This window comes from Lactobacillus delbrueckii subsp. bulgaricus (genome assembly GCF_046938665.1).
GTDB classification, from domain to species: Bacteria; Bacillota; Bacilli; order Lactobacillales; family Lactobacillaceae; genus Lactobacillus; species Lactobacillus delbrueckii_C.
Map to the genome: position 1 here is coordinate 23,193 of NZ_JBKZCD010000020.1, position 10,750 is coordinate 33,942.

A 10,750-nucleotide genomic window follows, 5' to 3' on the forward strand; every position below is an offset into this window, starting at 1 on the left:
GGTTCTTTTTTGCATCTTAGTCAATCCGCTTGGTTAAAATCTCGTCAGCTTCCGGGGTAACTTCAATGGACTTCTGCCCGGTGTAGATGACGAAGCCAGGTTTGGCCCCGTTGGGTTTCTTGATCCGCTTGACCTGGATATAGTCAACCGGCACGTGGGCGGAATTTTTGGCCTTGGAGAAGTAGGCAGCGATCTCCGCGCTTTCCTGGATATCGGAATCACTTGGCTGGCTGTCAGTCAAGATGACGTGGGAGCCGGGGATGTTCTTGACGTGGAACCAGTAGTGGTTCTTGTCGGCCTTTTTCAGAGTCAGCCAGTCGTTTTGCAGGTTGTTCTTGCCGACTAAGACAGTTTTACCGGAGCTGAGCTTGAACTTGTTCAAGCTCTTTTCATTCAGCTTCGGTTTCCGGCGCTTCTTCTGTTCAGCTCTAAGGTAACCTTGGTTGATTAGCTCTTCCTTGATGGCTTCGACGTCTTCTGGGTCAGCGTTGTCGATTTCCGTTTGAACGGAATCAAGGTAGCGGAGGTTTTCTTCCGTAATCTCAATCTGCTCGGTCACGTGTTTGATGGAATCCCGCATCTTCTTGTAGCGCTTGAAGTATTTCTGGGCATTGCGCTGAGGGGAGAGGGCCGGATCAAGTTTGATGGTCATGGGCTGGTTGCCTTCATAGTAGTTAGGCAGGTCGATTTTTTCCATGCCGGGCTTAACCTGGCTTAAGTAGGCGGTTAAAAGTTCCCCGGAGACTCTGAGATTTTCGGAGTTTTCAGCACTGTCCAGCTGCTTTTCCAGCTTCTTCAGCTTCTTTTGGAGCTTTTTGGTCTCATTGGTGACGACCCGGGTCACCTGCTGGGACCGCTGCTTGACCCAGTCCCGGTTGGCCTGGTAGGCATAAAACTCGTCTAAGGCTTCATTTAAGTTAGTGGAGGAGCTTTCCTTGGTCATCTCCAAATGATATGGCAGGTAAGGGTAGATCCGCCGCTTATGCTTTGGCGTCAAGAGAACGTAGGCCTTAGGGGAGGAGAACTGGTTGTAGAAGGTCTTCAGAGAAGAGAAGGAGTAGTCGTCTTCCAAGTAGCCGGTCAGTTCTTGCCGGTCATCGCCGTCTAAACCGTCCATTTGCTTGGCCAGGTCAGCTGGGTTTGGGTAGTCTTTTTTCAAAGAAGAAAAATCTGATTCAGTTAAAGTAAAGCCGTTGATGCCGGGAGTCAGCGGGGGCAGTTCGTATTTGGCTTTAGGCAAGAGGAGGCGGGCCCGGTTTTCGTCGGGGTTGATCCGCTTGAGCAAGTCGATGATCTTGCCGCTTTGCTTGTCATAGAGGATGACGTTGCTGTGCCGGCCCATCAGTTCAACGGAGAGGATCAGCTGCATTTCGTCACCGAGTTCGTTGCGGTTGCTGAAGGAGAAGTTGACGATCCGGCTGAGGCCAACCTGGCTGATTTCCTGGAGGACTGACCCTTCCAGGTATTTACGCAGGACCATGACGAAGAGAGGAGCCACGTTAGGGTTGGAGAAGGACTCCTTGCTCAGGTAGAGGCGGGGGTATTCAGGATTAGCAGAAATTAAAAGCTGCTTGTTTTTGCGGTCCTTCCTAAAGACCAGGACCAGGTCGTTGTTAAAAGGCTGGTAGATCTTGTGTAAGCGGCCAGCAGTAATCTCATCTTGTAATTCATTAAGCAAGCTATGAATAAATAATCCGTCAAAAGCCATTGAGCACACCTCATTCGTAAATTGAAAATTGTTCAGTAAACTATTTTATCATAGAAGTGCTGGCTTTATCGGATATCTTGATTGATAGTTAAATAGGGATACAGATAGTTATTCTATACGCAAACAGGCATGATCAAGATTCTTCTAGTTTAGCTGGGGCAAGTATGCTATAATTTTCATGTTAAAACGTTAAATACGGAAGGTTTAATATGAAGATCGCATTAGTTACCGACAGTACGGCCAATTTGTCCGCGGCCGAAATTGAAAAGTATAATATCAAGGTCATTCCTATTCCGATTTACATCGATGACAAGGAATACCTGGAAGGAATCAACATCACTTCTGAAGAGCTTTTTGAATCGCAGCGGAGTGGCTCCAGCTTCCCGACCACTTCCCAGCCGAAGATGGGGGACCTCATCACGACTTTTGACAACTTAAAGGATGAGGGTTATGAGGCGATCATCTACCTTTGCCTCTCCAGCGGGATTTCAGGTTCTTACAGCACCTTGATGGGGATCGCGCAAAGCAATCCGGACTACCACCTGTACCCGTTTGACTCACAAATTACTATCCGCCTGCAGGGTTACCAAGTTCTGGCAGCAGCTAAGATGATCGAAAAGGGCAGCTACAGTCCGGAAGAGATCATCGCCAAGCTGGCTGAAATCCGGTCAACTGTCGACGAACTCTTTATCGTTGATGACTTGAATAACTTGAGCCGGGGCGGGCGGTTGAGCAATGCCAGCGCCTTTATCGGGTCACTCTTGAACATCAAGCCTTTGCTGACTTTCAACGATGAGGCTAAGATCGTGGCTTACGACAAGGTGCGGTCAATGAAGCGGGCAGTTAAGAAGATCGAACAGGAAGCCCTGGAAAAGATCAAGTCATTGGATATTCCAGAAGACAAGCTGCGGATCTTGATCATTCAGTCAAATGACGCCGCACAAGCTGAAGAAGTCATGAACCACCTCAAGGCTGAAGTGCCAAAGGCTGTCTTTGAAATGGACGAATTCAGCCCGGTTATCGCGACTTACCTGGGCGAAAAATCAATCGGCATCACTTGGATGATTGACGTTGAACAGATGGAATTCTAGTTTTTAGAATTCAGAATTTGCTGTGTTCAGTAAAAGAAGGAAATTTGGAAAATGAGAATCAAAAAGTGGGCCGTTATGGCCCTTTTTTGCGGTATTTTTTTGACGGGCTGCAGCAAGCAGACCGCGTCAAAAGAGGCAAGCAGTAGTTCAAATAAAAGCAGTCAGAGCAGCAAGTCTAGCGCTAAGAAGACCAGCAAATCTGCGTCAAGTTCAGCTAAAGCAGTAAAACTGGACGCGGCAAAACTGACGCCGCAGGAAAGTGGCAGCTTGATTACGCTCTACTGTGCTGACCGCTTTGGCGGGGAATGGTCTGATTTGCTTCAAGCAGGGCAGAATGACTCTTTAACCATTACCCTGCACAAGACCAGCGACTACGAATTTAAGCAGCCGGGCAGCGGCTATGCTTATGAAGCCGCGGCGTCCGGACAAACAGGGACGACCTATTATACTCTTAGCGGCAGTACTTTTTACTTCTACCAAGGAGTAAAAGTAGCAGGCGGCGGCAGCTTTTTGGGCCAGGCAACCAAGCAGGAAATGGCTGACTATATCGTTAAAAAAGATCAGCTGACGGAATTCAAGCAGCTGGCCAAGAAGGTCCAGGTCGTGGATAAGTCTGGCCAAACCCAGCGCCTGTCTGACGGGCGGAGCGGCTACTTTGCCATCCCCGCGCAAATGCAGGGAACCTGGTATTCTGTAAGCAGCGATGACGACGAGACAAGGCATATTAAGTATGTCTTTGGTCAAAGCACAATTTTTAGCCAGGATGACAAGTACAATACAAAAGGAACTACAACCACCCTCTACACTCGGGATGCTAATTATAAAGCACCAGATCATCCATCCGAAGAACAAATAGACGAGGCAGAAGGCTGGGGCTTGCCAAAAATAGTCCAGTATAAAGGCATTAACTACCTAAACGTTATGGGCTGGTATCAAGGCGCCGGTGATGGTGAATATTTTGCAGTGCACACTGAAAAAATTGACGGAAATGACGTTCAAATTTTGGTATGTGCTGGCGGTGCTGGTATCTGGGTCGATGGAATTGCCTACCGCAGCCAAGCCATGGCGGAAAAGATGCAAGATCAACGATTTGATGATCTGAATTACTCTGATTCGGACAATTAAATATAACCGAAAACTAAAGCAAAACAGCGCCAGCAGGAAAATCTGCTGACGCTGTTATTTTTTATATGATTATTTCTTGTGAGTCAAGATTCTGACGCGGGTAACAGCCGGGATCTGTTCCAGGTTGGTCACCACCTCGTCTTGGGTCGCCTGGTCGATCTCATCGATGTCGATCATGGTGTAGGCGTACTTGTCCTTGGCCTTGTTGACCAGGTTTTCAATGTTGATGCCACGGCCAGCCAGGTAGGTTGAGATCTGCCCGATCATGTTTGGAATGTTCTTGTGAATCAAAGTGATCCGGTGGTCGCTTTCAAACGGTGCTGACACGTTCGGCAGGTTGACTGAGTTAATAATGTTCCCGGTTTCCAAAAATTCAATGGTTTGCTTTGCCGCCATCCGGGCACAGTTGATTTCCGCTTCAATCGTTGATCCGCCGATGTGGGGCATAATGACGATGTCATCGTTGTGCAAAATCGTGGCATCACTGAAGTCGGTGTAGTACTTGCCCAAACGGTGTTCTGCCAAGGCTTCAACGACAGCCTTGTTGTCAACGATCCCCAGGCGGGCAAAATTGAGCAAGATAGTGTTTGGCTTCATCTGCGCAATCTTGGCGTCAGCAATCAAACCGGTCGTCTCCTCGTTCTTTGGCACGTGGACGGTCACAAAGTCCGCGTCCTTAACGGCGTCAGCGATGCTGGTGGCCCGCTTGATATGGTCTGACAAGCGCCATGCCGCTTCAACCGTCAAGTATGGGTCATAGCCGACAACCTTCATCCCCAAATCAAGGCAGGCATTAGCTACCAGTGAGCCGATGTGGCCCAAACCAATCACGGCCACCGTCTTGCCCAGCAGTTCAGTTCCGTTGAAGCTGGTCTTTTCCTTTTCCGTCCGCAGGGTGATGTCCGCGCCCGGCTTGGCGTTAGCTGACCAGTTGGCGGCAGCCACAATGTTCCGGCTGGCGATGATCATCGATGCCAGTACCAATTCCTTAACGGCATTGGCGTTGCCGCCTGGAGTGTTGAAGACCACAGTCCCATTTTCCAGGGCCTTGTCCAAAGGCACGTTGTTGTAACCGGCCCCGCAGCGGGCGATAGCCTTCAAATTCTTGGGAAATTCATGGTCATGGAGGTCAACTGACCTGATTAGGTAGGCATCTGGATTGTCAGTTTGGTTGATCCGGTAATTGTCGCCGAATTCGGCTAAGCCTTCTTTAGCAATGGCATTGTAAGTTTTAATTTGGTACATGGGGAATCCTTTCAAAAAAATTAGTGCTTGGCGTCAAAATCTTGAATAAAGTCACAGAGGGCCTGAACCCCTTCCAGCGGCATGGCGTTGTAGATGCTTGCCCGCATCCCGCCAACCAGGCGGTGGCCTTTCAAGTTAAGCAGCTGGTGGGCGGTTGCCTCTTTGACAAACTCCGCGTCCAGGTCCGGGTCGCCGCTGACAAAAGGCACGTTCATAATTGACCGGCTGTCTGGGTCAACCTTACTCTCAAAATTCTTGGATGCAGCCAGGCAGTCATAAAGAAGCTTGGCCTTTTCCTGGTTGATGGCCTCAATGCCGGCCACGCCACCTTTTTCCTTGAGCCACTTAAGGGCCAGGCCAGCCACGTAAACCTGGAAGACTGGCGGGGTGTTCAAGGCAGATTCCTTCTTAGCTTCAGTAGCAAAGTCAAAGAGGCCGGGCAGGTCGTCATGCTTGACCAACAGGTCTTTTCTGATGACCAAAACGGTCAAGCCGGCAGGGGCCAGGTTCTTCTGTGCCCCGGCGTAGATAACTGCAAACTTGCTGTAGTCGTATTCCTGGCCCAGGAAATTGGATGACATGTCAGCTACCAGAGGGATGTCGGTTTTCGGAATTTGGTCGTCTCTGTAGGCCGTCCCCATAATAGTGTTGTTGGTCGTGATGTGGAGGTAGTCGTAATCTTGATCAAATTCAGTCGGGATTTCGGGAACAGCAGTGTAATTGTTGTCCTTGGCGCTAGCGACGATGTCAACGGTTAGGCCTGGCACTTTGGCCGCGTCTTCTGCTGCTCTTTGGGCCCAGTGACCACTGTCTACGACCGCGATCCGGTGGTACTTGCGGGCCAGGTTCAAAGGAATTGTGGTGAATTGCTGGGTTGCCCCGCCAGTCAAGAAGAGGACGTCGTATTCTGCCGGGTCCAGCTTCATAAGTTCCAAGAGGTTGGCCTTGCTTTCCGCGTAGAGCTCCTTGTAAAGGGCTGACCGGTGGGAGATTTCCATGACGCTCATGCCGCTGTGGGCATAATCTGGCAAGTCTTGTTTGATTTGGGCAATGACTTCGACCGGCAGCATGGCTGGACCAGCCGCGAAGTTGTAGCATGTCATAAGTAAAGAATTCCTTTCCGAAAAAACAAAGGGCACCCGCCTTGCGTGAGTGCCCTTTGCCATAAGATGTTATGTTGGAGTTGTTGTTTCGGCCTCACTGTTTTAAACTGTGCTGAAGGCCATCACAAATCGCAGCCTTCTTAAGTGGAAGAAGACTGGGAGGAGGAAAAAAGTTTGTTTTGCATTTGGATTGTCTGTAAAGTAAACATTTTTTCGCTCCTTTCGTGTGATTAATTTTATTATAAGTCCAAAATTAGAAATGTCAACACGATTTTAATTTTGATATAATATTTCTTAGTGAAGAAAAGAGAAAAAGAAAGTCTAGAAACAATGGAGGACCAGCATGACCACATTCTACTTTATCCGGCACGGGCAAACTTTTGCCAACAAGGCGGGCCTAAAGCAGGGGACCATCAATACCCCCAACACCTACTTGACCGACCTGGGCAAGGAGCAGGCACAAAAACTGGCTGACCAGTTCGACATCAGCGATTTCAACCGCCTTTTCGTTTCCCCCTTGGTCAGAACCAAGCAGACAGCGGAAATTTTGAACAATAAGGCCGGCCTGCCGGTTGAAACAGACGACCGCCTGCTGGAGATTTCCTACGGGGACTGGGACGGGCAAAAAAACAGCGAATTGATGGCTGAATACCCGAATTACTTTTCTCCCTTGGTCAATGACGTGACGGAAGACTACGTGCAAGCCGCTCCAAAGGCGGAAAGCTTTGCCCATGTGGAAATGCGAACCGCTGAATTCGTGGAGGAAATCAGCCAAAAGTATCCAGAAGACCAGATCGTGGTAGTGACCCACGGCTTCACGGTCAGATCTTTTGCCATTAATGCCACGGGCGGCCAGGGCCTGCAGATCCTGGAACCAGACAACTGCTCCGTCACCAAGATCCTGGTTGACCCCCTGTCATTTAAGCAGCACCTGGTCTACTACAACCGGACAGTAACTGGCTTTTAGCAATATTTATTAGATATAGAAAAACGGAACCGCTTGGTTCCGTTCTTTTATTTGCTCTTTATGTCGTGTCACCGGACTGGTAAGTTTTCGTATTATGCTTCACTTCAATAAGTGCCATGATAGCCTCCTCCTTTAGCCATAAAAAAGAGCGGGCCGGAAAATGGCCACGCTCTTACAAGTTGCTGACAAATTAATGATGAGAGCAGCTTTCGCCCGTTAGATTTCGTTGATACCGATCCGGTCCAGCTTCTGGTTGCGGATGGTCAGTTCTTCTTCAGTCTCGCCGAGACCAACCCCGCAGATCGGCATGAAGCCAGCTGGCAGGTCCAGCTTCATGACTGTTTCCGGGTGAGCGGCCAGGGCAGCTGCCGCGCCAAAGAGGTAGCAAGCCCCCAGGCCCTTGTTTTCAGCAGCCAGAACCATGTTGTGGGCAATAATCCCGGCACTGGCATAGGCCATCTCGTCCTGCTTCTTGGCCGAGACCAAAATCAAGGTCGGCACCCCGTACAAGGGATGTGATTCCAGGTCGCCAAACATCATGGCTGCTTCCTGGTCGATCTCCTTTAAAAGCTTTGGGTCATTAATGATTGTCAGCTGGTAGTTTTCGTAAGCACCGCGGGCTACTGGAGCCAGTTCAGCTGCTTCGATGATCTTCTTGACCTGCTTCTTGTCAGCCGGCTTGCCCGTATAAGTCCGGACTGACTTACGTGATTTCAACAATTTCGTAAACTTCATGGATGATTTTCCTCCTGTCAGTCTAACAAAACACATGTCTGTCGATTCCTTAGGTAGATTATACCGCAATCACTTCAGTAAGCGGTTGAAAATGGTTTTAAACTTTTTCTACAAAAAATTTACCGGCTTTTTCGATAAAAAAGCTTGACTTAAAGGGTAAAAGCTTTTATAGTTAAGGAAACATATGAATGACCTTTAAATTTAGTCCCGTGAGGCTAAGAAGGCAGCTCAAAATCCAGATATAAACAAGAGGTTCTTGGTAAACGTTCGGATTAGCAAGAAAACCGGGGAGGAAGCTTTCCGGGCAGTTTAAGCAGACTTTGAGAGACCATTTTAGACACGGAGACTGAGTGTTTAAAATGGTCTTTTTGCTTAAGTTATTTTCGAAAGGATGCCAAATCATCATGACCACTGTTAGCCAAAAACAAGTCGTTGTCGAAATTGAAGACAAGCAAGACAACTTGCTCCGTCTGCCTTACTTTGTCAGCGTTGAACAACTGAGCGCCGACGACGTGCTGCACCTGCTGCAAAGAGCCCAATACTTCAAGAACGGCGGGGAAGTACCAGCCTTGAGCCGGCCAATCTTCTGCACCAACATGTTCTTTGAAAACTCAACCCGAACCCACACAAGCTTTGAAGTTGCTGAAAGAAGGCTGGGCCTCACTGTAATCCCATTTGACCCATCTCACTCCTCAGTCAACAAGGGGGAAAACCTCTACGACACTGAACTGACCATGGCATCCCTGGGCATCGAACTCAGCGTGATCAGACACCCGGAAAACGCCTACTACAACGAAATCATCCACCCAAAGGAAGGCCAGCACTTGCAAATGGGCCTGGTTAATGCTGGTGACGGTTCCGGCCAGCACCCATCCCAAAGCATGCTGGACATGATGACCATCTACAACGAATTCGGCCACTTCGACGGCTTGAAGATCATGATCGTCGGTGACTTGACCAACTCCCGGGTTGCCCGGTCAAACATGGAAATCTTGAACACCCTGGGCGCGGAAGTCTACTTCTCAGGTCCGGAATACTGGTACGACGCTGAAGAATTCAGCAAGTACGGCACTTATGTCAAGAACATTGACGATGAAATCCCAGAACTGGACGTCTTGATGCTGCTCAGAGTTCAGCACGAACGCCACAACGGGGCAGAAGCCAAGACTGAACAGCTCTTTGATGCCAAGGACTACAACGCTGCCTACGGCCTTAACCAACGCCGCTACGACATGCTTAAGGATGACGCCATCATCATGCACCCGGGCCCAATCAACCGCGGGGTTGAATGGGACGGTGACCTGGTTGAAGCACCTAAGTCCCGCTACGCTGTCCAAATGCACAACGGGGTCTTTGTCAGAATGGCCATGATCGAAGCTGTTCTGCGCGGCCGTATGTTGGGAGGCCTTGAATAATGGCTATTTTGCTGAAAAACGGCCTGGTTTACCAGGAAGGCGAATTCATCAAAGAAGACGTCTTGATCTCCGGCAGTAAGATCCAGGCCATCGGCTTGGATCTGCCAGAAGAGGGGGCTGAAGTCTACGACTTAAAGGGCAAGCTTTTGGCACCTGGCTTAGTGGACATCCACGAACACTACAGAGAGCCGGGCTTTACCTACAAGGAAACCATCAAGACGGGGTCTGAAGCAGCGGCCCGGGGCGGTTTCACCACGGTCTGCACCATGCCTAATGTTGACCCGGTACCAGATGACCTGGAAACTTTTGAAAAGCAGGTTGCTTTAAACGAAGCCAGCAGCTGCGTCCACCTCAAGCAATACGGGGCTATTACTGAAGACCTGACCAGTGATAAGGTAGTCGACATGGCAGCCTTAAAAGATGCGGGGGCTTTTGCCTTCAGCAATGACGGCCACGGCATCCAGCAAGCCGGCACTATGTATGAAGCTATGCAGGAAGCCGCTAAGGTAGGTCTGGCCATCTGTGAGCACATCCAAGATGACTCTCTTTACCATCATGGGGTGATGAATGCCGGCAAGAAGGCGGAAGAACTCGGCCTGCCAGGCATCCTGGGAGTCAGTGAATCTGCGCAATTGGCCAGAGACCTGGTTTTGGCCCAGGCTACTGGGGTTCACTACCATGCCTGCCACGTTTCTACCAAGGAAAGCGTGGAGCTGATCCGGATCGCCAAGGAATATGGAATCAATGTAACCGCCGAGGCTGCACCTCACCACCTGCTTTTGAGCGAAGAAGAGATCGACGGCAACAACGGTTACTACAAGATGAACCCGCCGCTTAGATCAAAGGAAGACCAGTTTGCCTTGATTGAAGGGATGCTGGACGGGACGATCGACTTGATCGCGACTGACCATGCTCCGCACAGCCGGGAAGAAAAGGCCGGTGATATGCGGAAGGCTGCTTTTGGGATCATTGGCAATGAAACTGCTTTTGCCTGCCTTTACACCAAGTTCGTCAGGAGCGGGCAAATGGACCTGAGCCTGCTTTTGGACCTCATGAGCTACCAGCCAGCCAAGCTCTTTGGCCTGGATGCAGGTGTCCTGGCTCCAGGCAAGGAAGCCGACTTGGCCGTCTTTGACCTGGACCACGCCGAAAAGCTGGCCGAAGAAGACTACTTGTCCAAGGGGGTCAACACACCTTTCACCGGTCAGGAAGTCTACGGGATGACCGCCTTGACTTTTGTCAGCGGCAAGCTGGTTTACAAGAGCAAGCACTTTGCCGGCTAGGCAAATGGCAAAATAAAATTTTTACCACAGAAGAAAATAACTAGCAAAAGACGAAAATAAGTCCTTCTCTAATCAGAG

General features: G+C 49.7%; 9 protein-coding genes. 5 read left to right on the forward strand and 4 right to left on the reverse strand.

The annotated features are described in order from the left end of the window. Nucleotides 1–16: 16 nt before the first annotated feature. Nucleotides 17–1,708, reverse strand: a complete 1,692-nt coding sequence (locus ACLUXO_RS07860) for an Rqc2 family fibronectin-binding protein (RefSeq protein ID WP_412137078.1) — start codon at nt 1,706–1,708, stop codon at nt 17–19. Nucleotides 1,709–1,917: 209 nt separating this feature from the next. Between ACLUXO_RS07860 and ACLUXO_RS07865 the strand changes: the two genes are divergently transcribed. Then, nucleotides 1,918–2,799 (forward strand): DegV family protein, encoded by an 882-nt coding sequence (locus ACLUXO_RS07865; RefSeq protein ID WP_412137079.1) that lies wholly within the window; start codon nt 1,918–1,920, stop codon nt 2,797–2,799. 51 nt (nt 2,800–2,850) lie between these two features. Further along, nucleotides 2,851–3,924: a hypothetical protein gene (locus ACLUXO_RS07870; RefSeq protein ID WP_412137080.1), complete on the forward strand. Its 1,074-nt coding sequence runs from the start codon at nt 2,851–2,853 to the stop codon at nt 3,922–3,924. Nucleotides 3,925–3,993: 69 nt separating this feature from the next. Here ACLUXO_RS07870 and ACLUXO_RS07875 read toward each other — a convergent pair whose 3' ends face one another. Together ACLUXO_RS07875 and serC are read right to left on the reverse strand one after the other, a co-directional pair. Beyond that, nucleotides 3,994–5,169, reverse strand: coding sequence for a phosphoglycerate dehydrogenase (locus ACLUXO_RS07875; protein ID WP_412137081.1), 1,176 nt, complete (start codon nt 5,167–5,169; stop codon nt 3,994–3,996). Nucleotides 5,170–5,189: 20 nt separating this feature from the next. After that, nucleotides 5,190–6,272 carry a 3-phosphoserine/phosphohydroxythreonine transaminase gene (gene serC / locus ACLUXO_RS07880; protein WP_412137082.1) on the reverse strand — a complete coding sequence of 361 codons (1,083 nt, stop codon included), beginning with the start codon at nt 6,270–6,272 and terminating at the stop codon, nt 5,190–5,192. Nucleotides 6,273–6,615: 343 nt separating this feature from the next. Between serC and ACLUXO_RS07885 the strand changes: the two genes are divergently transcribed. Next, nucleotides 6,616–7,239, forward strand: coding sequence for a histidine phosphatase family protein (locus ACLUXO_RS07885; protein WP_412137083.1), 624 nt, complete (start codon nt 6,616–6,618; stop codon nt 7,237–7,239). A gap of 216 nt (nt 7,240–7,455) precedes the next feature. Here ACLUXO_RS07885 and ACLUXO_RS07890 read toward each other — a convergent pair whose 3' ends face one another. Continuing rightward, entirely contained in the window at nt 7,456–7,974 is a 519-nt protein-coding gene (locus ACLUXO_RS07890; RefSeq protein ID WP_412137084.1) for a nitroreductase family protein, read from the reverse strand. A 404-nt stretch (nt 7,975–8,378) separates the two neighbouring features. On the opposite strand from ACLUXO_RS07890, the gene ACLUXO_RS07895 reads away from it, so the two are divergent. Then, on the forward strand, nt 8,379–9,389 hold the full coding sequence (locus ACLUXO_RS07895; RefSeq protein WP_412137085.1) for an aspartate carbamoyltransferase catalytic subunit: 1,011 nt from the start codon (nt 8,379–8,381) through the stop codon (nt 9,387–9,389). Further along, a complete protein-coding gene (locus tag ACLUXO_RS07900; protein WP_412137086.1) occupies nt 9,389–10,672 on the forward strand; it encodes a dihydroorotase in 1,284 nt (427 codons plus the stop codon). Before ACLUXO_RS07895 ends, ACLUXO_RS07900 begins: the two co-directional genes overlap by 1 nt. Nucleotides 10,673–10,750: the final 78 nt, after the last annotated feature.